This window comes from Prauserella shujinwangii (assembly GCF_003001955.1).
In the GTDB taxonomy this organism is placed as follows: Bacteria; Actinomycetota; Actinomycetes; order Mycobacteriales; family Pseudonocardiaceae; genus Qaidamihabitans; species Qaidamihabitans shujinwangii.
Window position 1 is genome coordinate 664,505 of the sequence record NZ_PVNH01000001.1, and the last position, 21,638, is coordinate 686,142.

The window sequence follows — 21,638 nt, forward strand, 5'->3', positions numbered from 1 at the left end:
CCCTGACCCCGGGCCGCACCCCTCCCTCGTCGCGTGCCGCGACCGGCAGCGAGGGGCGCGACGGCACGAGTCGCGCTCCAGTCCGCCATCGCGGTGTCCGATGTGGACGCGCAGGGATCACCGGGTGAGCGCCGCGATCCGGTCGATGTAGTCCGCCCGTCCGATGAAACCGCCGACCCGCCCCGGTGGGACCGCGAGGCCGTCGACGAACGCGTCGAGATGCCGGATGACGTGCTCGGCGGCGGCGGAGCGGGCCTGGCGCAGCACGTCGACATCGCCGGGGCGGAGCGAACCGTGGTCGAGATGCCAGGCGGCCGAGTCCAGCAGCGCGTCGATGGCGTAGAGGCGGCGGGCGGCGCCGAGGGTCGTGCGCCACGGCCCGGGAGCGGCCGCTTCCGCGGCGCCGGACTCCTGCAGGGTCCGGCGCACGATGTGCACGTGCGCGAGGCGCTCGACCTGGTCCAGCCGGTCGTCCAGGCCGGCATGGTCGGCGTGCCGGCGGAGCCGGTTCGCGAGCACCCGCTCGTGCAGGCAGACGAGCCGGAGCACCGAGCGCGGATCGCCGGGATCGTGGCCGGGCGCGCCGTGCCCGGCCGGAGCGTCCGTGCCGTCGACGAGCTGTTTCCCGGCCTCCAGCAGCAGAAGCCGGGTGTCGCCGCCCGCGGCGTGGAAGCTGCGCGCCATGTCCTCGTAGCCGGTGATGCGGTTGGTGTGCAGGACGCCCTGGAAGCCGCAGAGCCTCCGGCAGCGGGCGGCGACCGACTCCAGCGTGGTGGTCGCGGCCGCCTTGGCGAGCGTGCGGTCGCGGTCGGCGGCGAGCCACGGCGCGTAGCCCGCGTCCCCGGCATCCGCCGCGGGTGTCGTCCTGCCGGTGCCGGTGCGTTCGGCGACGAAGTCCCGGCTCACCTTGTCGACGTAGCAGCCGAGGGCGTAGACGCGGGCGATCGCGGAGGCGAGTTCGGCCCGGTGCGCGGGGAAGCCGAGCGCGGGCACACCGGGGTCACCGATGAGGCGCTGCCTGGTGTAGCGGGCGGTGATCGCCACCGTGGCGCGGGCGGCCGAGGCCAGCGCCACGGCGGCCGAGGTGACGGCGGCGTTGACCCCGCCGAGCGTGCGGGCCAGCCGCCGCTGCGGCGGGAGCGGGTCCACCACCATGCCGTCCGTCAGCGTCGCATCGTCGCGAAGCCAGTGTCCGAACGGGATCTCGGCGTGCTCGAAGCGGATCACCGCGTAGTCCAGCGGCAGGGGCGCCCCGCCGGGAAGGGGTACGACCCTGGCACGGGGGTGGGGGAACCGGAACGCGAACGCGTGCACGCCGTGCTCGGTGCCGCCGGTCACGAGGCGGGCGGCGACGACGGCGGTGCGGGGCAGCGCGGTCCATCCCACGTTCGGCATGATCTTCAGTGCCGCGTCGTCCGGCGTGTGCAGCGTGAAGGTGCCGCGTTCGCGGTCGTAGCGGGCCTCGGTGCGGAGGCTGACCTGGGACCCTCCGCGGCCCAGCTCCGTCGCCACGATCGCGCCGGGCGCGGCCATGGTGTCGAGCTGCGCGGTGAGCGTGTCGAGGTCGTGGCCGGACCGGCCGCATTCGACGATGGCGGTGGTCGCGACTCCGAAGTGGACCATCGCGACGTGCATCAGCGGCGGGTCCACGATCCCGGCCCACTCTATCCCGGCGAGCAGTCTCGCGGGGTCGTGGTACAGCCGCCGTGCCGGGCCCAGCAGGTGGCCGAACGCCCGCAGCCGTTCGTAGGTGGCGTTGATCCCGGTACGGGCATGGTCGAACTCGGGCCTGCCGAGCAGGGCGTCGAGTTCGGCCCACACGGACATGCGCTCGCGGAGGGAGGAAGGGAAGGTCATCGGGCGGCCACCTCCGTGTACCAGTAGCGGCGCAGGTTCCACGAGCGTGGCGGGCGGCGTTGCCGGGTGCTCCCGTGCGGCGGCGGGGTGGCGACGACGACGTGGGCGTTGGCGCCGGAGAGCCCGAACGACGAGACGGCGGCGCGGCGGCGACCTGGGAGGGGCCACGGTTCGAGTGCGGTGGGCACGCGCAGGGCCGAGTGCTCCCAGTCGATGGCCGGTGCCGGGGCCTTGTGGTGCAACGACGCGGGAACCTGCCCATGCCGCAGTGCCAGCACCACCTTGAGGAGTCCGGCGATTCCCGCCGCGGGTTCGAGGTGCCCGATGTTGGTCTTCACCGAGCCGACGAGGCAAGGGCGGGGGTTGGCTCCGTAGACCTCGTGCAGGGCGGCGAGCTCGACCTCGTCGCCGACCTTCGTGCCGGGCCCGTGGGCTTCGACGCACGCCACCTCGGCGGGGCGCGCTCCGGCGTCGGCGAGGGCCTCGCGCATCATGCGGATCTGTCCTGGCACGCTGGTGGTGACGATGTTGCGGCCGGACCGGCCGTTGGCGTTGATCGCGGAGCCCTCGATCACCGCATGGAGGGGATCGCCGTCGCCGAGCGCGTCGGTGAGGCGCTTGAGCAGGACGACGGCGATACCCTCGGCACGTGCGTAGCCGTCGGCGTCGACGCTGGCGAAGGCGGACCGGCCGTGCGGGGACAGGGCTTTCGCCAGGCCGTGCGCGGGTCCGGCGTCGGGGTTGAGGATCAGGTGCGCTCCCGCGGCGAAGGCGGTGTCGACCTCGCCGTCGCGCAGCGCCCGGCAGGCGGTGTGGACGGCGGTGAGCGAGGCCGAGCACGAGGTGTCGAGGGTGATGCTCGGCCCGCTCAGGTCGAAGAAATGCGATACCCGGCCGGAAAGGAAGCTCTTCAGCCCCCCGCCGGAGAGGGTGTACATGTTGGGTGTCACGGTGCCGGTGGAGAGGTCCCAGTAGTCGGAGTGGCTCTCGCCGACCCAGATCCCGGAGCGCGGGCCCGCCACGTCCTCCGGGAGGAGCCCGGCATCGTCGATGGCCTCCTGCACGGCCATGAGCAGCAGTCGCAGGCGGGGGTCGGCACGGTGCGCCTCCCGGGTGCCGAATCCGAAGTGACCTGCGTCGAACAGGTCCACGCCGTCGATGAATCCGCCGGCGCGCAGGAGCGGCCTGTGTGGATCGGTGGCGCGGCCGGCGGGTACGGGGCCGACCGCGCAACGGCCTTCGCGGAGCAGGCGCCAGAACTCGGCGGGGCCGCCCGCGCCGGGGAACCGGCAGGCCATGCCGACGACGGCGATGGGGTCGGTGTGCCGCGTGGCCGCGCCGGTGTCCCGCGCGGCGAGGCGCAGGATCGCCTCCCGTTGCTCGGCGACGGTGAAGTGTCCCCCCTCGACCAGGTGCAGGGAGACGTCGGCGTGGGTCGACGCGCGCCACTCCAGGAGGTCTCCCAGCGCGAAGAGTGGCTCTCCGGTGCCCGCCACGACACTGATCGGGCAGGAGAGCGGGCGCGGAGCCGGGCGGTGCTCGCCCACCGCGGTGGCGTCGGCGCGGATCACGGCGATGTTGGCGAGAATCGCGTCGCGGGCGGACTCCGGTGCCCCGCCGAGCCGCACCACCTCGTCGGCCATGTCCTCGTCCGTCAGGTCGTGCAGGGACGAGAACAGCCGGTGCGGCAGGTGCGGGGGCGGGGCGGACAGGACGAACAGCCGCTCCGGGCCGCGCGCGCCACGCTCGGCGAGCACGGTGGCGACAGCGTGGGCCAGCCATGCGCCCATCGAATGCCCGAGGAGGAAGAACCTGCCGGGCAGCCGGGGGACGACGTCCGCGGCGATGTCCTCGGCGAGTTGCCGCAGTGACCGCCCGAGGGGCTCCCGACGACGGGTTCCCCTGCCGGGCAGCAGCAGCGGGAGAACGTCCACACCGGGGATGCGCCATTCGTCGAAAAGGGACGGTGGAGCACCGGAGTAGGGCAGGCAGAGCAGGTGTCGGTCGGCGTGGGGATTGGGGTCATGCGCCAGCCACGGAGTCGACGGCACGGCCGGTTCCTCTCCAGAGTGTGCGGGTCAGTACTGGGTGAATCCGCCGTCGACGCTGATCGCCGCGCCGGAGATCGCGCCCGCCTGGGGCGAGGCGAGCACGCCCACGAGCGCGGCGACCTCGGACGGCTCGACCATGCGGCCGAGGTCGCCGGTGTAGTGGGCGGCGGCCTGTCCGAAGTCGGCACCGGTGGCCTCGATCGCCCCCTGCAGCTCGCGGGGGATCATCTCGGTGTCCGTGATGCCGGGGCAGACGGCGTTGGCGGTGATGCCACGCGTGGTGACCTCCTTGGCCAGGGTCTTGGTGTAGCCCACCAGGGCGTGTTTGGCCGTGGTGTAGCCGACCAGGCCGGCGGCTCCGGTTTTGCCCGCGATCGAGGCCATGTTCACGATCCGGCCGTAGCCGCGCGGCAGCATGTGCGGCAGGACGGCACGGCAGGCCCAGAAGGCCGAGTCGACGTTGAGGGTGAACGCGCGGTCGAGCGCATCGTCGTCGAGTTCGGCGATCGGCCTTCCGTCGTCGGTGACGCCGCCGGCGTTGTTGACCAGCACGTCGATGCGGCGGTAGGTGTCGATGGTCTCCTCGACCAGGTTGGTGACCTGCCGGGGATCGGTGACGTCGCAGGGGATGTACCGGGCCCGGTCCCCGGCCGCGAGCCCGGCGACGGCCTCGCGCCCGCGTTCGGCGGAGCGTCCGGAGACGACCACGGTCGCTCCGTCCGCGAGGAGCCGCTTGGCGCAGGCGAGACCGATGCCCGCGGTGGCACCGGTGATGACGGCGATCTGCCCCACGGTCGGTGTCCTTTCTCTGGTTCAGGCGGTGGTGAGGGCCAGGACGGCGTTGTGCCCGCCGAAGCCGAAGCTGTTCGAGAGCGCGGTGTCGAACCGGCCGGGCCGGGCCTGCCCGGCGACCAGGTCGAGCGGGGCGGCCTGGTCGCACGGTGTGTGCAGGTTCGCGGTGGGCGGGACGGTCTGGGTGTGCAGCGCGAGGGCCGTGTAGGCCGCCTCGATCGCTCCGGCGGCGCCGAGCGTGTGCCCGGTGACGCCCTTGGTGGAGGTCACGACCGCCTCCGGGAGCAGCTCGGCGATCACCGCCGCTTCGACGCCGTCTCCGGTGGGCGTGGAGGTGGCGTGAGCGTTGACGTGGCCGATCTCGTGCGGGCCGAGCCCGGCGTCGCGGCAGGCGGCCCGGATCGCGGCCTTGGCGCCGTGCCCTTCGGGGTGGGGCGCGGTGATGTGGTAGGCGTCGGCGGTGGCCCCGTAACCGGCGAGCCTGGCGTAGGGCCGGGCGCCGCGCGCGGTGGCATCGGCTTCGCGTTCGAGCACGAGGACCGCCGCGCCTTCGGCCATGATGAAGCCGTCGTGGTCGCGGTCGAAGGGGCGGGACGCTCTGGACGGCGGGTGCCGCCGGGCGCGCGTCAGCGCACGGAGCTTGTGGAACCCGGCCACGTGCAGTGGTGTGATGCCGGCGTCGGTCCCGCCGCAGACGACGACGTCGGCCGTGTCGGCGCGCAGCAGGCCGAGGCCGAGCCCGATCGCGGTGGCACCGGACGCGCAGGCGGTGGAGACGACGAGGTTGGGGCCCCGCGTGCCGAGCTCGATGGACAGGATCCCGGAGACCATGTTGACCAGGCCCTTCGGGAGGAAACGCGCGGTGACGGCTTCGGGACCTCGTTCGAGCAGCCGGGCATGGTTGTCCTCGAACGTCTTCGCGCCGCCGAACGCGGTGCCCAGCACGACCGCGACGCGGCTGCCGTCGAGGGCCGCCCGGGTGAGGCCGGCACCTTCGAGCGCCGCTTCGGCCGCGACCAGCGCGAACTGGGTGCTGCGGTCGTAGTGCCGGGAGACGCGGCGCCCGGTGAGCCGGTCGGCATCGAAGGTGTCCGGAACCGGGCTGGCGAAGGGGACGGGCGCGTCCCCGAGTTCCTCGAGGACGCGGGCGGTGGGCAGGCCCGCGCAGGCGGTTTCCCAGTTCTCGTCGATCCCGATCCCGGCGGGGCCGACGATGCCGATGCCGGTGATCGAGGCGGGAAAGGGGCGGTGCATGGATCACGCGCTCCTCTTCGCGGTGACGGCACTGATCACCTGGCCGACCGTGCTCTTGTTGGTGAGCTCGTCCTCGTCGACGGCGATGCCGAATCTCTCCTTGAGGATGTCGACGAGTTCGATCGTCGCCACGGAGTCGACGCCGAGCTCGTCCAGGGTTCTTTCCGGATCGATGTCGGCGGAGTCCACGTCGAAGTTCGTGGTGAGGATCTCGGTCAGTTCACCGGACACATCGGACACCATGCGCTGACTCTCCTGTGCTGTGCGGGAATCGCCGGACTGGTCGGCGTCGACCTCTTCACGTTGGCACGGCATGGAAGGGGCCGGGTACCCCTGAACGTGTGTACCGGGTACTTGACATCCTGAAGGAATTGACAATCCGGCGATTTTCTGTCCTCAGTGGATAGACAGTTGTCTCAGGGGACTGCCGACCGGGTGCGGCGGAGGAGGTTGCGGGCGGCGACGTTGCCGGAGTGCGAGCGCAGCAGTCCGCGCAGTGTGGCGAAGGCGGTGTCCGCCCGGCCGGAGGACAGCAGCGGGTAGTCGTCGAGGAACCGGTGCCAGCTCTCGCACGCCTGCTCCAGGCGTCCGTGCGACAGTTGCAGCTCCGCCAGCCGGGCCAGGGTGATCGTCCGGGTGCGCAGCTCGTTGCGTGGCCGGGTGCGCACCGACTGCGTCAGCAGCCGGATCGCCTCGCCCCGGCTGCCGAGGTAGGCGGCGACGGCAGCGTGCTGGTAGGCGAGTGAGGCCTGGTGGCAAGTTCCCACCGGTGGTGCCGAGTGGTCGGCGCGCGCCGCGAAGCCGTCCGCGGCCCGCAGGCTCGCCAGCGCGCCGCGGCGGTCGCCGGCCGCCGCCTGGGCGACGCCGAGCTGGCCGAGCAGGCAGGCCCGGGTCCGGGGCGGCATCGGGTGCGCGGTGCGCCGGGCCGCGGCCTCGGCGAGGTCGACGGCTTCCCCGCGGTGGCCGAGGAGCCGGGCCTGCAGGCTCAGCGCGCGCAGCGACATGGCGTGGACGACATGGTCCGCTCCCTCGACCGCGAGCCGGAGACCGGCCAGGTAGTAGTGCTGGGCGAGGCCGTGCAGTTCGTCGTCGAAACACATGTACCCGCACAGGTAGGTGAGGCGTGCGGCGGTGCGGAGCAGCTCCCCGCGGGACGCGGGACTGCCGCCGGAGCGCAGTGCCGGTGCGATGGTCGAGGCCAGGTAGCCCGCGAGCGCGGTGCGTGCGTGACCTCCGCCGAACGCGAGGTCCGCGTCGGAGAACACCCGCAGCATCGCCGTCGCCGCGTGCGGGTCCACCCGGCCGGCACGCGCCGCCTCGTGCCCGGCGAACGCGGTGGTCACCGGGATGCTCGCCAGCGTCGCCCAGGGCGGCACGGAGAGCGCGGCGGTCCGGTAGGTGAGCGCCGGGGCTCCCGGTGTTCCCGTGCTCGCCTCGTAGGCGTCGACGAGCCGGTTCACGATGTCCTGGTGCCACCACGCCTCCCAGCGGTCGCCCTCGCGCGGCGGTCCGGCGGAGGTGAGGCCGGCATCGGCTGCCGTGACCGTCCGGCCCAGGGCGCGGGACAGAGCCTCCGCCACCAGGTCCGGGACCGGGGGCCTCGGCCGCACCCCGGTGAGCCACTGGGCGACGGAGGCACGCTGGTACCTCAGGGTCAGCCCGTTCTCCGCGCCCAGCCGGTTGACCGCGCGCGCCAGCGCGGGGCCGTTCCATCCGGCCTCCGCCAGCAGTGCGCCGAGTTGATGGTTGGCGACCCGGGGTGCTCGCATCCCGTTCCTCCGCTTTCGCGTGTGAGTCGGATCGGCAGTCTCGGCAACGCGGACGTGCCGCCGCCCGCTACCTGTTCATCACCTTCTGTCACGTCTCGTGCCCGTTCGGTGACTGTACCCGCGAGCCGGCGGCGGGCGGAGCGCTCGGCGAAAGGTCCGTCGCCCGGCACGAACCGGCTGCCCGGCAAGCGGCAGCGGGAACGAGGCCGTCCGGAGTATCGAGCCGGTGCTGGGCGGAGGCGTCCCGCCGTCCGCGACGGTGCGGGGACTCCGGGGGCGGCCCGGGTGCGGGTCGCCGGGCGACGGGCGCGAAAGTCCGATGTGGATGATCGGTTTCCGGTGCGCGGCGCTGTCCGGCGCGGAGCCGGCTCCGCGCCGGGTGCGGCGCGAGCGGGGCCGGGGGCTGCCGATCGCCGGGGCGCGTGCGTCGGGCCTCTTCCGATTCGCCCCGAACAACTGTCACCGGCCTCTTGACGGCCTCACGTGACGGCGCTCACAATGGCGAATCTCAAGGAGTTGCGTATAGAACAACCGGTTGCGCACAGCGCAACATACTGCAGGGCGATCGCCCACCCCTCACAGCAAGATCGTCGGGCCCGAATCGAGGTGGCCCCTATGACGGACGTCATGAACCCGCACGCGCAGCCCGGCACGGCGGCGCCGACCGGCCAGGCCGTCGTGGGGCAGCCGGCCGTGCTGCTCTACACCCGGCTGCGCAAATCCCCCTACTTCTGGAAGTCCCGCGCCCACGGCGCGGCGTGCTACAGCGTCTACAACCACACCTATCACCCGCGCCACTACGGCGACCCGGTCGCGGAGTACTGGGCCCTCCTGGAAGGAGTGACGCTCTGGGACGTCGGCGTGGAGCGCCAGCTGGAGATCTCCGGACCGGACGCGTTCGACTTCACCAACACGCTCGTCCCGCGCGACCTGTCGCGGTGCGCCGTGGGGCAGTGCAAGTACGTGTTCGTCACCGCGCCGGACGGTGGCATCGTCAATGACCCGGTGCTGCTGCGTCTGGAAGAGAACCGGTTCTGGCTCTCCCTCGCCGACAGCGACGTCGGCCTGTGGGCCATGGGACTGGCCCACGCGGGCGGCTGGGACGTCACCATCCGCGAGGCCGACGCGGCTCCGCTGCAGGTCCAGGGCCCGCGCGCGAGGGAGGTCATGACGGACCTGCTCGGTCCCGGTGTCCTCGACGTGCCCTACTACCGGCTGCGTGACTTCACGGTCGACGGGATGGACGTCACCGTCAGCCGCACCGGCTACTCCGGCGAGCTCGGCTACGAGATCTACCTGCACGACGCCTCGCGGCACGCCGGCAGGCTGTGGGACGCCGTGTGGCAGGCGGGGGAGCCGCACGGGATGCGGCCGATCGGCCCCTGCCACATCAGGCGGATCGAGGCGGGGATGCTCGCCTACGGCTGCGACATCACGCTCGACACCAACCCGCTCGAGGTCGGCTACGACTACGGCTGGATGGTGGATCTCGACCAGGAGGCCGACTTCATCGGCAAGGCGGCGCTGCGGCGGATCAAGGCCGAAGGCGTCCGCAGGCTCATGGTCGGGCTGGAGATCGACGGGCCGCCGCTCGGTTCCTACAACGACGGCTCGATGATCGAGCCGTTCGCCGTGCACGCCGGGTCCGGGCAGGCCTCGCCCGCCGGTTCCGTGACGAGTGCCTGCCATTCCCCCCGGCTCGACCGGAACATCGGCCTCGCGATGCTGCCGATCGAGCTCACCGCGCCCGGCACGGAGGTCGCGGTGCACACCCCCGGTGGCGTCCGCACCGGGATGGTGGTCGAGAAACCGTTCATCGATCCGCGCAAGGAGACGCCCAAGCGCTGAGCTGGGCCGAAGGGTCGACCATGGAACCGCTCGTCCCCGAAGGGCCGCACAGCCCCTCCGCACTGGCGCCGCTCCTCGCCCGCCCGCGGTACGAGGTGCTGCCGTTGCCCTCCGTGCTGGACCAGACCGGTGCGCTGCCGGAGGACACGGTGGTGACCGTGACCGCCTCGCCCCGCAGGGGCACGGGCGCGACCGTCGAGCTCTGCGAGAAGCTCGCCGCACAGCGCCTGCACGCGGTGCCGCACCTGGCCGCCCGCCAGTGCACCGGCCGTGGCGAGCTGCGCGAGATGCTCGCCCGGCTCGACGGGGCGGGCATCGAGGAGGTCTTCGTGGTCGGCGGCGACGCCGCCCAGCCCGCGGGCCCGTACCCGGACGGGCTGGCGCTGCTGCGGGCCATGGCCGACCTGGGCCTGCTGCCCGCCAGGATCGGGGTGCCCTCGTACCCGGAAGGGCATCCGTCGATCCCCGGACCGGCGCTGTGGTCCGCGTTGCGCGCCAAACAGCCCTTCGCGCACTACACGGTCACGCAGCTGTGCCTGGACGGCGCGGCGGTGTGCCGATTCACCGCGACGCTGCGCGAGGAGGGCGTCGACCTGCCGGTCGTGGCCGGGGTCCCGGGCACCGTCGAGGCGCGCAGCCTGCTGACGATCGGGCTGCGGATCGGCGTCGGCGACTCGCTGCGGTTCCTGCGCGGCCACACCTCGGCGGCCGGCCGCATCCTGCGGCCGGGCGGGTACCGGCCCCGTCGGCTGCTGCGGACGCTCGACGCCGAGCTCGAACGGAACCGCTGCGCGCTGGCCGGCCTGCACTTCTACACGTTCAACCGAGTCGGTGCGACCGCGCGGTGGGTGCGGCGGGCCCACCGCAGGGCGACCCGGGAAAGGGGGAGCGCCGCATGACCTCGAACCTGGAGATCTCCCGCAACGCCACGCTGAAACCGCTGGCCGACGTGGCCGCGGCGATGGGCATCGGCGAACACCTCTGCGAGCCCTACGGGCGCACGACGGCGAAGATCTCCCTCGACGCGATCGGGGAGCTCGCCGACCGGCCGAAGGCCAGGTACGTCGTCGTCTCCTCGGTCACCCCCACCCCGTTCGGGGAGGGGAAGACGACCACCACGGTGGGGCTCGGCCAGGCCTTCGCGCACCTGGGCAAGCGTGGGGTGATCGCGATCCGGCAGGCGTCGATGGGCCCGACGTTCGGCATCAAGGGCGGCGCGGCGGGCGGCGGCTACGCGCAGGTGGTGCCGATGGAATCGGTGAACCTGCACCTGACCGGCGACCTGCACGCCGTCACCTCGGCGCACAACCTGCTCGCCGCCATGGTCGACAACCACCTGCACAAGGGCAACCGGCTCGGCATCGACCCGTTCGCGATCACCTGGCGGCGGGTGCTCGACGTCAACGACCGGGACCTGCGGCAGATCGTCACCGGGCTCGGCGGCAAGGCGGACGGCCTGCCGAGGCAGACGGGCTTCGACATCACCGCGGCCAGCGAGGTCATGGCCGTGCTCGCGCTCGCGGACTCCCTGCCGGACCTGCGGGCCAGGCTGGGCCGGATCGTCGTCGGCTACACCGGGGACGGCGAACCGGTGACCGCGGAACAGCTGCGCGCCGCGGGCGCGATGTGCGTGCAGCTGCGCGAGGCGATCAAGCCGAACCTCATGCAGACGGTCGAGCAGACGCCCGCGCTGGTCCACTGCGGACCGTTCGGCAACATCGCCCACGGCAACTCGTCCGTGGTCGCGGACCTGATCGGCATCCGCGGCGGCGACTACCTCGTCACCGAGGCCGGGTTCGGCGCGGACATGGGTGCCGAGCGGTTCTTCAACATCAAGTGCCGGGCCTCCGGTCTCGTGCCCGACGCGGCGGTCGTCGTGGCCACCGTGCGTGCCCTCAAGGCGCACTCCGGGCGGTACCGCGTGGTGGCGGGCAGGCCGCTGCCGGAGGGGATGCTGGACGAAAGTCCCGACGACGTCCACGCGGGCGCGGCGAACCTGCGCAGGCAGATCGCCAACATCCGGGCCCACGGCGTCACCCCGGTGGTCGCGGTCAACGCGTTCCCCACCGACTTCGACAGCGAGAAGCGGGCGATCGCCGACATCGCCGCCGGGGAGGGCGTGCGCGCCGCGATCAGCAACCACGTCGCCGCGGGCGGCAAGGGCGCGGCCGAACTGGCCGAAGCGGTGGCGGAGGCCTGCGCCGAACCGGCGCGGTTCGGCTTCCTCTATCCCGACGACCTGCCGCTGGACCGCAAGATCGAGACGGTCGCGCGCCGGATGTACGGGGCCGACGGCATCGACCCCAGCCCGGCCGCGCGCCGGCAGCTGGACTCCTACGAGCGCTGCGGGTTCGGCTCGCTCCCGGTCTGCATCGCCAAGACCCACCTGTCCCTGTCGGCCGACCCGTCGCGCAAGGGCGCGCCGACGGGCTGGCTGCTGCCCGTCCGGGAGGTGCGTGCCTCGGTCGGCGCGGGGTTCGTCTACCCGATCTGCGGCGACATGCGCACCATGCCCGGCCTCTCGTCGCACCCAGCGGCCGAGGTCATCGACATCGACGAGTCCGGCCAGGTGGTGGGGCTCGCGTGAAGGAGGGATCGTGATGACCAGCGAACGCCGCGTGCCGAGCCGCGCCGACGTCGTCGTCATCGGCGCCGGGATCGTCGGCAACTCCGTCGTCCACCACCTCGCCGAGCTGGGCTGGCGGCGGATCGTCCAGCTGGACCAGGGCCCGTTGCCCGACCCCGGTGGTTCCACCGGGCACGCGTCGAACTTCATCTTCCCGGTCGACCACTCGCGGGAGATCACCGCGCTCACGGTCGACTCGATGCGCCAGTACGAGAAGCTCGGAACACTCACCACCTGCGGCGGGATCGAGATCGCGCGCGGACCCGAACGGGCCGAGGAGCTCCGGCGGCGGCTCGCCTCGGCCACGGCGTGGGGTGTGCCCGCCGAGCTCGTCGGGCCAGGGCGGGTGGCGGAACTCGTGCCGTTCGTCGACCCCGGCATCATCCTCGGCGGGTTCTGGACACCGTCGGTGGCGGTGGTCGACCCGCTGCAGGCCGGCGCCCTGATGCGGGAACAGGCCACCGCGCAGGGCGCGCTCACCGTCGCGGCGGGCGTGCAGGTCACCGACCTCCGCACCCGGCGAGGTCGGATGAGCGCGGTGTGCACCGACGCGGGCGAGATCGAGACCGACACCGTCGTGATCGCCTGCGGGGTGTGGAGCCCGCGGATCGCGCGCCTGGCGGGCGCCCGCATCCCGCTCACGCCCGTGGTGCACCAGATGATCGACGTCGGCCCCATCCCCGCACTGGCCGAGACCGGCACCGAGATCGCCTACCCGATCATCCGCGACATGGACGCGCTCATGTACGAGCGGCAGAGCGGCCCGGACCTGGAGATCGGGTCGTACGCGCACCGGCCGATCCTGCACGAACCGGACGAGATCCCCTCGATCGAGGCGGCCGCGCTCTCCCCGACCCAGCTGCCGTTCACCCAGGAGGACTTCGACCCGCAACTGGAGGACGCGCTCGCGTTGTTCGGCAGCATCCTGGACACGCCGGGAGCCGGTATCCGGCACGCCATCAACGGGCTGCTCTCCCTGACCCCGGATGGTGCCCCGGTGCTCGGGGAGACCCCGGAGGTCGCGGGGCTGTGGTCGGCCGCGGCGGTGTGGATCAAGGAAGGGCCCGGCGTGGGCCGCATGCTCGCCGAGTGGATGACCGGCGGCGACCCGGAGATCGACCCGCACGGCGCCGACATCGCCCGGTTCTACCCGCACCAGCGCACTCCCGCGCACGTGCGAGCCCGCGCCACCGAAGGGTTCAACAAGATCTACGGGATCGTGCACCCGCGCGAGCAGTGGACGTCGGCGAGGCCGCAGCGCGTGTCCCCGTTCCACGCGCGCGAGCGCGCGCTGGGCGCCGAGTTCTTCGAGACCGGCGGCTGGGAACGGCCACAGTGGTACGAGTCGAACCGTGCGCTGCTCGACGAGTTCGGCGACCGGATTCCGGGCCGGGAGCACGAGTGGGACGCGCGGTGGTGGTCGCCCGTCATCGACGCCGAGCACCTCGCGCTGCGCGAACGGGTCGCGATGATCGACCTTTCGGCCTTCGCCCAGTTCGACGTCTCCGGCCCCGGTGCGCTCGACTACCTGCAGCACCTGGCGATGGCGCAGGTGGACCGGCCGGTCGGCAGGCTCTGCTACACGCCGCTGCTCACCCCCGGCGGCGGCTTCCGCAGCGACCTCACCCTCGTCCGGCTGGGCGAGGACTCCTTCCGCGTCATCACGGGCGGCGCGGATGGCGCGCGGGACCGGTTCTGGTTCACCCGGCACCTGCCCGCGGACGGCTCCGTGTCCTTCGCCGACGTCACCTCCGCGGTCTGCACGCTCGGCCTGTGGGGACCGCGGGCGCGGGACGTGCTGTCGGCGTGCTGTGCCGACGAAGCCGGCGACCTGACCAACGAGGCGTTCCCGTTCGGCACGGCGCGCCGGATCACCGTGGGCACGGTGCCGGTGCTCGCGCTGCGGGTGTCCTATGTGGGCGATCTCGGCTGGGAGCTGCACGCGCCGTTCGAGCAGGGCCTGCGACTGTGGGACACGGTCGCGGAGGCGGGCGCCCCGTTCGGCATCGTCCCCGCCGGGATCGGCGTCTACGGCACCACGGGCCGCCTCGAGAAGGGCTACCGGCTGATGGGCGCCGAGCTGGACGCTGAGTACGACCCCGTGGAGGCGGGACTCGCACTGCCCCGGGTGAAGTCCGCCGAGTTCGTCGGCAAGCGGCCGTACCTGGCCGCGCGGGAGACCGGCCCGGCGGCGACCCTGTGCACGCTCACCCTGGGTGCGCCCGCCGAGCACGCCGACGAGTCCGGGATCCCGCGCTACCCGCAGGGCGGCGAGCCGATCCTGACCGGTGACGGGGAGCGGATCGCCGACCGGAAGGGCCGGGGCTCGTTCGTGACGAGCGCAGGCTCGGCCCCGTCGCTCGGCAGCTACCTGCTCATGGCGTACCTGCCCCCGGAGCACGCCGTCGAAGGCACCCGGCTGCAGGTGGAGTACATGGCGCGGCGCTACCCGGTGACGGTGGCGCGGGTCGGGCGCACCCCGCTGTTCGACCCCGACGACACCCGGATGAGGAGCTGACTCGTGAGTGAGAAACGTTGTTCTCACCACGTTTCTCACTCACGAGGCGCGGGGGAGGAAGGTGAGTCATGGAGGTGCTGGTCTGCGTCAAGCGGGTGCCGGCCGCCGGGGCGCGGGTGCCGCTGACCGGCGACGGGCGGGACATCGACACCCGCCACCTCGGGTTCACGATCGGACCGCACGAGGAGTGCGCGGTCGAGGAGGCGGTGCGGCTCGTCGCCGCCCACGGCGGCCGGGTCACCGTGCTGGCGGTCGGGCCCGCGGAGTGCGCCGAGCAGGTGCGCTACGCCCTGGCGATGGGCGCGGACCGGGGGGTGCTGGTGGATGCCGGGCGGTCCGACCCGGATCCCGAGGCGACCGCGGGAGCGATCACGCAGGCCGTGCGCACCCTCACCGGCGGCGAGGAGCCGTTCGACCTGCTGCTGTTCGGCGACTGTTCCGCCGACGCGGGTCACCACCAGGTCGGCATCCGGGTGGCCACCGGCCTCGGGCTGCCGATCGTGAGCGGGGTCAAGGCACTCGAGGTCGCCGGTGACGGCCTGCGGATGCGCCGCGAGGCGGGCGACGGTGTCGAGGTGTACCGCGTGCCGCTGCCCGCGGCCGCGGCCGTGCGGGAAGGGCTCAACCTGCCCCGTTACCCGAGCCTGCCGGGCCGGTTGCGGGCGAGGAAGGCGGAGCTGCGGACCGTCGCCGTGGAACCGGAGCCCGGCGGGCTGCGCACGGTGCGGCTGCGCCAGCCCGCCGACGACCGCGCGGCCGTGGTCGTGCTCGGGCACGGCGCGGCCGCGGCGCCCGCCGTCGTCGACGTGCTGGACGAGCTCGGGGTGGTGTAGCCGGATGCTGCTCACGGTGGTCGAGGACCGGGAACCCACGCCGGAGGTGTGCGCTCTCGCGCGCTCCCTGGACCCGGTGGTGGAAGCGGTCGCGTACGGCGCGGACCCCGGCCCGCGCGAGCTCGCCCGGTGGGGCGTGACCGCGGTGCACCGGATCCGGCACGAGCTGCTCGACGCCTATGCGCCGGAGGGCTATGGCGAGGCGCTCGCGCAGCTGGTCGCCCGGTTGCGGCCCTCGGGGGTGCTGGCGGCCGCCACCGAGCACGGCACGGAGATCCTGGCGCATGCCGCCGCCAGGGCGGGACTGCCACTGGCCACCGACTGCGTCTCCGTGACCGGGGGCGACCCCTGGCGGCTGGTGCGGTCCCGGGGCGGTGGGATGCTGCTGGAGGAGGCGGAGCTGGCGGCACCGGTCAAACTGGTCACGGTCGCCCCGGCCGCGGCCGTCCCCGCGGCCGGGCCCCCGCACGCGGTGGGCGAGTGCGCGGTGGCGGAGTTCGTCCCGGAGCTGGAGCCGCGCCACGTGCGGGCCAGGGTGGTGGAGCGCGCCGCCCGCACCGAGGGAACCGGGCTCGCGACCGCCTCCGTCGTCGTCTCCGGCGGCCGGGGGGTCGGCAGTGCCGAGGGCTACGCGGTGCTGGAGGAACTGGCGGGGCTGCTCGGCGGCGCGGTCGGCTGCTCGCGGGTGGCGACCGGCAACGGGTGGCGGCCGCACCGCGACCAGGTGGGACTCACCGGCACGAGGATCGCCCCCGAGGTCTACCTGGCGTGCGGGATCAGCGGTGCCACCCAGCACTGGGTGGGCTGCATGGACGCGAGAACGATCATCGCGGTCAACACCGATCCGGACGCGGCGATGGTGGCCCGCGCCGACTACGCGGTGATCGGCGACCTGCACGAGGTGCTGCCGGCCATGGTGGCGGAGATCCGGGCGCGGCGCTCCGTTCACAGCGGACCGGTCGTGAGTGAGGAACGTGGTTAGAACCACGGCGAACACTCACGACCGGTGCCCGCGTACCGCTCCGTCACACGGGGGTGGCGGCCTGTTCGGAGAACGGTGTGTCGAGTGCCCGTGCCAGGGCCGCGCGTGCCCAGCGGGTCGTGGCGGGTTCGTGGCCGGCGGGCTCGTCGTCCGCCGGGTGGCTGAAGACGACGGGATGGACGCCGGTGGCGGTCCGCCGCGTTCCGGGCCGGGAGGTTCGGGTGGAGCTCATGAAGTTGGTCCTTGCTGCGCCGCCGCCGGCTACTGGGAGCCGCGGGCGGTGCGAAGTGGCGCGCCGATGGCGTGCAGATGGCGCAGGACCTCGGCGTAGGAGCCGAGGGCGCTGGTCTGGCTGTAGGGCAGTCCCCGTTGGCGGCAGAACTCGCGGACGACGGGTGCCGCGTGGCGGAGGTTCGCCCGGGGCATGCCGGGGAACAGGTGGTGCTCGATCTGGTAGTTCAGGCCACCGAGTGCGAAGTCGGTGATGAGCCCGCCACGCACGTTCCGTGCGGTGAGCACCTGCTTGTGCAGGTGGTCCAGCTTCTCCCCCGCGGTGAGGGTCGGCATGCCCTTGTGGTTGGGCGCGAACGAGCAGCCCAGGTAGATGCCGAAGAGTCCCTGGTGGACGACGAGGAACACGATCGCCTGCCACGGCGACAGGACGAGGAACACGGCCGCGAGGTAACCGGCGATGTGCGCGGCCAGCAGTGTGGCTTCCAGCGTGGTCGCCTTCACCTCGCGCCGCAGCACCGCCTGGACGCTGGACACGTGCAGGCTGAGCCCTTCCAGCAGCAGGAGCGGGAAGAACAGGAACGCCTGGTACTTCGCCATCCAGCGGAGTACGCCCCGCTTGGTGGCGGCCTGCCCTCGGGTGAAGGAGAGCAGCGGGATGTCGAGGTCCGGGTCGTCGTCCTCGTGGTTGGGATTGGCGTGGTGCCGGTTGTGCTTGCGGACCCACCAGTCGAAGCTGAGTCCCACGAGGGCGCCGTGCAGGTAGCCGACGGCCTGGTTGGCCCGCCGGCCGCGGAAGATCTGCTTGTGTCCCGCGTCGTGGCCGATGAAGGCGAGCTGGGTGAACACGACGGCGAGGAAGGCCGCGGTCAGCAGCTGCCACCAGGACGAACCCAGCACGGCGAAGGCGGTCCAGCCGACCGCCAGCAGCACGGCGTTGACCGTGAACCGGACCGCGTAACGGGACGGGTGCCGGTCGAGCAGCCCACGCTGCCTGATCCGGCGGGTGAGTTCGGTGAAATCGCTACCGGATCTGGCCGGTGCGGCAGCGGGGTTGGTCGGGGTCATGACCACCACGGTTTCTGTTCGTGCGGTCGGCCGGGGCCGTCCCGCGAATGGCGGTGCTCATCGTCCGGTGACGACGAGCACCGCGTGCCGGGTCGCTCAGAGTGCCCGAACGCCGGTGGCCTGCGGGCCCTTGGCGCCCTGGCCGACCGCGTAGCTCACTCGCTGGCCCTCGTCGAGGGTGCGGAAGCCGTTGCCGTCGATCTCCGAGTAGTGAACGAAGACGTCGGGGCCTCCGTCAGCCTGTGCGATGAAGCCGAAGCCCTTCTCGCCGTTGAACCACTTGACGGTTCCTTCAGCCATGTCGTGTCCTTCCAGCATCTGGTTTGACCGGAGCGCGCATCGTGCGCGACTCCGGGTCGCACGCGAGAACGGCCCTGCTGTGGCCACTGGTCAGACAACAACACGCCCGCATCGAGATTCCGCGGAGCGTGAGAACGCACCGAAAACTTGCGACGTGCCCATCCTAACGCGCGGGCCGGGCATCAGGTTCCCCGGGCCGCCGGTTCTCGGGACTCTGAGCCGTCCCGGACCCGCGGCGAGGAGAAGCCCGCCGCCGGTACCTGCCCTCCACGTCGTCCCGGGACCGGTCAGGTGGCCGGGTCCGCGCGGTGCCGGTGGAAGACGGTGATCGGCAGCCCCTCGCCGACAGTCCTCGTCCCGGCGAGCCGCCACCTGGTCCTGCCGGGCGCCGGTCCGAACAGCCGTCGCCCGGTGCCCAGGACGACCGGCAGGGTCAGCAGGCGGATCTCGCCCACGAGATCGCCCGCGAGGAGGGCTCGCACCAGCTGGATGCTGCCCGGCACCTGGATTTCGCCCGCCAGCGCGTCGCGCAGTCCCGCCACCTCCGTGACCAGGTCACCCGTGACCACGTGGGTGTTGTTCCACGCGGGGTCGGTCAGGGTGGCGGACACCACGTACTTGGGCATGGAATTGTACTTGTCGGCCAGCGGCCCGTCGCGGTCCGGCCAGGCCCCGGCGAACAGGTCGTAGGTCCTGCGGCCGAGCAGCAGAGCCTCGGCGGCGAGTGCCTCGTCCAGTGTGAATCGCTCGCCGTCCGCGCCGCGGTTGAAGGCGAGGCTCCAGTCGCGATGCTCGAAGTGCTCTCCCGCGGGTGCCTGCGCCACCCCGTCGAGCGAGACGAACTCGTGACGACGACTCGTCCCACGGTGCCTCCTGGTTCGTCGTGGTGCGGGACCGGTGTGCCTGCCCGTGTTCGGCCCGCCGGCCCCGCACCGTGGGTGACCGGTCGCGGTGCCGGTCAGGACACGGGCCGGTAGGCGAGGTTCAGCACGCCGGTCGACAGCGTCGTGCAGTCGGCGAGTTCGAGCTTGTGCGTGGCGTTGCCCTCGAAGAGTTTCTGGCCCTCACCGGCGGCGATGGGATGGAGCAGGAGCCGGAGTTCGTCGAGGAGCCCGTGGGCGAGCAGCCAGCGCGCGGTGGTGGCGCTGCCGGACATCGCGATGTCGCCGTCGACGCCGTCCTTCACGGCGCGGACGGCCTCCGGGTCGCCGGGGACGACGGTGGTGTTGTTCCAGGCCGGGTCCCGCAGGGAGGACGACACGACGTACTTGGGGATGGTGTTGAAGTAGTCGGCGATCTCGTCGGTGCTCGCGGTCCAGTGCGCGGACCACTCCTCGTAGAGCTTGCGGCCCATCAGGAACGCCTTGTTGGTCTGCATGCCGGAGCCGATGATCGCGCCCATCTCGTCGTTGAAGTACGGCATGTGCCAGGTCTCCGGCTTCTCGACGACGCCGTCGAGCGCGATGAAGAAGTTGCTGATGATGCGGCCCATGGTGCTGGTTCCTCTCTCTTGGCAGGGGAATGCTAGGTACCGCGGCGCCCCGCGGGCCTGTGCCGGTCGTCACCGATCCCGCCCATGACTTCTGGCACCCCAGGTGAGTGGCGTGCCGGGAGGAACGCCGCGGACGGACGCGGGGCGCGGTGCCGTGGTGGCCGGATCACCGCGACAGCACGCCGAGCTCCAGGGCGCGCAGGACCGCGCGGGTGCGGTCCCGCACCCCCAGCTTGAGGAGGATGCTCGACATGTGGTTCTTCACGGTGCCCTCGGCGAGGTGGAGCCCGTGCGCGATCTCTCGGTTGGACCAGCCCGCGGCGGCGAGCCGGAGCACGTCGAGCTCCCTTGGGCTGAGTGGTTCCGGCCGTTCGGCGGCCTCGACCGTGTCCCGCCGCTCGACCATGGCGCGCAGCAGCCGGTCGGTGAGTGCGGGCTGGAGCAACGTGCCGCCACTGGCCAGGCACCGCACTCCGCTCACCAGCTGTTCGAGCGTGACGTCCTTGAGCAGGTAACCGCGTGCCCCGGCCCGGAGCGCGCGGAGCACCAGCTCCTCGTCGTCGAACGTGGTGAGCACCAGCACCGGGACGTCGACGCCGCGCTCGCGCATCGCCTCCAACGTGGAGATGCCGTCCCGCCGGGGCATGCGGAGGTCGAGCAGGAGAACGTCCACGTCGTGCTCCGCCAGCAGCCGCAGGGCCTCGTCCCCGTCGGCGGCTTCCGCGACCACGTCGACCTCGCGGGTCAGTGCCAGCAGACCGCGGATTCCCTGCCGCACCAACGTCTGGTCGTCGACGAGGAGCACGCGGGCCGGTTCGCCGGTCACGCCGGCTGTCCCGAGGGGGTGCGCACCGGCAGGCGCCCGACGGTGGTGAAGCCCGCCCCCGGGGCGGAGCGGAGTTCCAGGGTGCCGCCGAGCGCCTCGAACCGCTCGCGCATCCCGGTCAGCCCGTTGCCCGGGGTGATGGCGCTCGCGCCGCGGCCGTCGTCGCGGGTCTCGACCCGGATCCCGTCGTCGTCGGCGCGAACCAGCACGTGCAGGTGACCGGCCGCGGCGTGGCGCAGGGTGTTGGTGATGACCTCCTGGACACAGCGCAGCACGACGTGCGCGTGCTCGCCCTCGACCCGGGCAGCCGCGCCGACCTCCACGGTCACGTCCAGGCCCGGCACCTCGTCGGCCAGCGACCGGAGCATCCGTTCGAGCGGGAACCGGCTCTCCCGCAGCTGACCCACGGTGGCGCGGACATCGGTGAGGAGGTCCTTGGCGACGGAGCGTGCCCGGGCCACCTGCTCACGGCCGTCCCCGGTGACCAGGTGGGAGGCGACCTCCAGCTCCAGGGCCAGCGCGGTGAGCTTGTGGCCCACCACGTCGTGGAGGTCGCGGGAGATGCGCAGCCGCTCGGCGTCGCGGCTGGTGGCCTCCAGCAGGGCGGCGGCCGTGTGCAGCTCCGCGTGGGCGACCGCGACCTCGCGGTGTGCCTCGGCCTCCCGTCGCGCCGACTGGACGACGAGCGCGGCGAAACCCTGGAAGGTGCCGTAGGCGACGGCCGACATGATGACGTCGGACGCCGGCCACCCGCCGGCCAGGACGCCGGTGACCACGGCGAGGGTCTGGAGGGCGATCACGCCGGCGACCGCGCGGGGGCGCCACCGGGACGCGGTGGCCGCGGCGCTCACCACCAGCAGGATCGCGGTCCAGCCCTGGTCCGGGTACAGCAGGAACACGGTGATGCCCAGCACCACCAGCGCGGTCAGCAGCGCATCGTCGCCGATCCGGGGTGGCCGGGGCAGGTAGCCGTCGATGGCGAGCAGGACGAGGAGGTAGAGCAGGTAGGCCGTCCACCACCAGGCCACCGCCGACGGTCCCGCGTAGGTCGAGATCGTCAACTCGAGCAGCATGGCGACACCGGCGCCGAGTGCGCAGCCCAGCCCGGCGAGCGCGCTCCGCCGCCGGGCGTCCCCGCACAGCCGCCACCTCATGGACGAATCCTAGATCGTGGCCGCTCGCCGGGCCGGT

The 21,638-nt window shown here is 72.8% G+C and carries 19 protein-coding genes; 6 read left to right on the top strand and 13 right to left on the bottom strand.

What is annotated here, in order from left to right; all coding sequences use genetic code 11:
* Nucleotides 1–117: 117 nt before the first annotated feature.
* The 6 genes from B0I33_RS03050 to B0I33_RS03075 all read right to left on the bottom strand — a co-directional run bounded on the left by B0I33_RS03050 (nucleotide 118) and on the right by B0I33_RS03075 (nucleotide 7,723).
* Nucleotides 118–1,857, bottom strand: coding sequence for an acyl-CoA dehydrogenase family protein (locus B0I33_RS03050; RefSeq protein WP_106176918.1), 1,740 nt, complete (start codon nucleotides 1,855–1,857; stop codon nucleotides 118–120).
* Complete coding sequence (locus B0I33_RS03055; protein ID WP_106176919.1) at nucleotides 1,854–3,908, bottom strand: beta-ketoacyl synthase N-terminal-like domain-containing protein; 2,055 nt, start codon at nucleotides 3,906–3,908, stop codon at nucleotides 1,854–1,856. The genes B0I33_RS03050 and B0I33_RS03055 overlap by 4 nt, the downstream gene beginning before the upstream one ends.
* 27 nt (nucleotides 3,909–3,935) lie before the next feature.
* On the bottom strand, nucleotides 3,936–4,700 hold the full coding sequence (locus B0I33_RS03060; protein WP_106176920.1) for an SDR family NAD(P)-dependent oxidoreductase: 765 nt from the start codon (nucleotides 4,698–4,700) through the stop codon (nucleotides 3,936–3,938).
* 21 nt (nucleotides 4,701–4,721) lie between these two features.
* Nucleotides 4,722–5,954 carry a beta-ketoacyl-[acyl-carrier-protein] synthase family protein gene (locus B0I33_RS03065; RefSeq protein WP_106176921.1) on the bottom strand — a complete coding sequence of 411 codons (1,233 nt, stop codon included), beginning with the start codon at nucleotides 5,952–5,954 and terminating at the stop codon, nucleotides 4,722–4,724.
* A 3-nt stretch (nucleotides 5,955–5,957) separates the two neighbouring features.
* Nucleotides 5,958–6,197, bottom strand: a complete 240-nt coding sequence (locus B0I33_RS03070) for an acyl carrier protein (protein WP_181193155.1) — start codon at nucleotides 6,195–6,197, stop codon at nucleotides 5,958–5,960.
* 173 nt (nucleotides 6,198–6,370) lie between these two features.
* Complete coding sequence (locus B0I33_RS03075; RefSeq protein WP_106176923.1) at nucleotides 6,371–7,723, bottom strand: NsdA family TPR-like regulatory protein; 1,353 nt, start codon at nucleotides 7,721–7,723, stop codon at nucleotides 6,371–6,373.
* Between the two features lie 615 nt (nucleotides 7,724–8,338).
* Here B0I33_RS03075 and B0I33_RS03080 point away from each other — a divergent pair.
* From B0I33_RS03080 to B0I33_RS03105, 6 genes are all read left to right on the top strand, one after another.
* Entirely contained in the window at nucleotides 8,339–9,571 is a 1,233-nt protein-coding gene (locus tag B0I33_RS03080) for a glycine cleavage T C-terminal barrel domain-containing protein (RefSeq protein ID WP_106176924.1), read from the top strand.
* A gap of 20 nt (nucleotides 9,572–9,591) precedes the next feature.
* Entirely contained in the window at nucleotides 9,592–10,470 is an 879-nt protein-coding gene (locus B0I33_RS03085; protein ID WP_106176925.1) for a methylenetetrahydrofolate reductase, read from the top strand.
* Nucleotides 10,467–12,158 carry a formate--tetrahydrofolate ligase gene (locus B0I33_RS03090; protein WP_106177031.1) on the top strand — a complete coding sequence of 564 codons (1,692 nt, stop codon included), beginning with the start codon at nucleotides 10,467–10,469 and terminating at the stop codon, nucleotides 12,156–12,158. The genes B0I33_RS03085 and B0I33_RS03090 overlap by 4 nt, the downstream gene beginning before the upstream one ends.
* Nucleotides 12,159–12,171: 13 nt before the next feature.
* Nucleotides 12,172–14,715 (top strand): GcvT family protein, encoded by a 2,544-nt coding sequence (locus B0I33_RS03095; RefSeq protein WP_106176926.1) that lies wholly within the window; start codon nucleotides 12,172–12,174, stop codon nucleotides 14,713–14,715.
* 68 nt (nucleotides 14,716–14,783) lie between these two features.
* Nucleotides 14,784–15,548 (top strand): electron transfer flavoprotein subunit beta/FixA family protein, encoded by a 765-nt coding sequence (locus B0I33_RS03100; RefSeq protein ID WP_106176927.1) that lies wholly within the window; start codon nucleotides 14,784–14,786, stop codon nucleotides 15,546–15,548.
* Between the two features lie 4 nt (nucleotides 15,549–15,552).
* Nucleotides 15,553–16,530, top strand: a complete 978-nt coding sequence (locus B0I33_RS03105; RefSeq protein WP_106176928.1) for an electron transfer flavoprotein subunit alpha/FixB family protein — start codon at nucleotides 15,553–15,555, stop codon at nucleotides 16,528–16,530.
* 43 nt (nucleotides 16,531–16,573) lie between these two features.
* Here the strand turns inward: B0I33_RS03105 and B0I33_RS03110 are convergent, their stop codons facing one another.
* From B0I33_RS03110 to B0I33_RS03140, 7 genes are all read right to left on the bottom strand, one after another.
* Nucleotides 16,574–16,762 (bottom strand): hypothetical protein, encoded by a 189-nt coding sequence (locus B0I33_RS03110; protein ID WP_106176929.1) that lies wholly within the window; start codon nucleotides 16,760–16,762, stop codon nucleotides 16,574–16,576.
* A gap of 29 nt (nucleotides 16,763–16,791) precedes the next feature.
* Entirely contained in the window at nucleotides 16,792–17,829 is a 1,038-nt protein-coding gene (locus B0I33_RS03115) for a fatty acid desaturase family protein (RefSeq protein WP_106177032.1), read from the bottom strand.
* 96 nt (nucleotides 17,830–17,925) lie between these two features.
* Nucleotides 17,926–18,129 carry a cold-shock protein gene (locus tag B0I33_RS03120; protein WP_106176930.1) on the bottom strand — a complete coding sequence of 68 codons (204 nt, stop codon included), beginning with the start codon at nucleotides 18,127–18,129 and terminating at the stop codon, nucleotides 17,926–17,928.
* A 287-nt stretch (nucleotides 18,130–18,416) separates the two neighbouring features.
* A complete protein-coding gene (locus B0I33_RS03125) occupies nucleotides 18,417–18,953 on the bottom strand; it encodes a dihydrofolate reductase family protein (protein WP_245900407.1) in 537 nt (178 codons plus the stop codon).
* Nucleotides 18,954–19,087: 134 nt separating this feature from the next.
* Entirely contained in the window at nucleotides 19,088–19,621 is a 534-nt protein-coding gene (locus B0I33_RS03130; RefSeq protein WP_106176932.1) for a dihydrofolate reductase family protein, read from the bottom strand.
* Between the two features lie 166 nt (nucleotides 19,622–19,787).
* Nucleotides 19,788–20,447 (bottom strand): response regulator, encoded by a 660-nt coding sequence (locus B0I33_RS03135; RefSeq protein ID WP_219927117.1) that lies wholly within the window; start codon nucleotides 20,445–20,447, stop codon nucleotides 19,788–19,790.
* Nucleotides 20,444–21,601 (bottom strand): sensor histidine kinase, encoded by a 1,158-nt coding sequence (locus tag B0I33_RS03140; protein ID WP_106176933.1) that lies wholly within the window; start codon nucleotides 21,599–21,601, stop codon nucleotides 20,444–20,446. Before B0I33_RS03140 ends, B0I33_RS03135 begins: the two co-directional genes overlap by 4 nt.
* Nucleotides 21,602–21,638 lie beyond the last annotated feature (37 nt).

Coding starts and splice junctions, on each gene's coding strand:
- B0I33_RS03050 (WP_106176918.1), bottom strand. CDS start 1,857: ATGACCTTCCCTTCCTCCCTCCGCGAGCGCATGTCCGTGTGGGCCGAA.
- B0I33_RS03065 (WP_106176921.1), bottom strand. CDS start 5,954: ATGCACCGCCCCTTTCCCGCCTCGATCACCGGCATCGGCATCGTCGGC.
- B0I33_RS03070 (WP_181193155.1), bottom strand. CDS start 6,197: ATGGTGTCCGATGTGTCCGGTGAACTGACCGAGATCCTCACCACGAAC.
- B0I33_RS03075 (WP_106176923.1), bottom strand. CDS start 7,723: ATGCGAGCACCCCGGGTCGCCAACCATCAACTCGGCGCACTGCTGGCG.
- B0I33_RS03080 (WP_106176924.1), top strand. CDS start 8,339: ATGACGGACGTCATGAACCCGCACGCGCAGCCCGGCACGGCGGCGCCG.
- B0I33_RS03085 (WP_106176925.1), top strand. CDS start 9,592: ATGGAACCGCTCGTCCCCGAAGGGCCGCACAGCCCCTCCGCACTGGCG.
- B0I33_RS03090 (WP_106177031.1), top strand. CDS start 10,467: ATGACCTCGAACCTGGAGATCTCCCGCAACGCCACGCTGAAACCGCTG.
- B0I33_RS03095 (WP_106176926.1), top strand. CDS start 12,172: ATGACCAGCGAACGCCGCGTGCCGAGCCGCGCCGACGTCGTCGTCATC.
- B0I33_RS03100 (WP_106176927.1), top strand. CDS start 14,784: ATGGAGGTGCTGGTCTGCGTCAAGCGGGTGCCGGCCGCCGGGGCGCGG.
- B0I33_RS03105 (WP_106176928.1), top strand. CDS start 15,553: ATGCTGCTCACGGTGGTCGAGGACCGGGAACCCACGCCGGAGGTGTGC.
- B0I33_RS03110 (WP_106176929.1), bottom strand. CDS start 16,762: ATGAGCTCCACCCGAACCTCCCGGCCCGGAACGCGGCGGACCGCCACC.
- B0I33_RS03115 (WP_106177032.1), bottom strand. CDS start 17,829: ATGACCCCGACCAACCCCGCTGCCGCACCGGCCAGATCCGGTAGCGAT.
- B0I33_RS03120 (WP_106176930.1), bottom strand. CDS start 18,129: ATGGCTGAAGGAACCGTCAAGTGGTTCAACGGCGAGAAGGGCTTCGGC.
- B0I33_RS03130 (WP_106176932.1), bottom strand. CDS start 19,621: ATGGGCCGCATCATCAGCAACTTCTTCATCGCGCTCGACGGCGTCGTC.
- B0I33_RS03140 (WP_106176933.1), bottom strand. CDS start 21,601: ATGAGGTGGCGGCTGTGCGGGGACGCCCGGCGGCGGAGCGCGCTCGCC.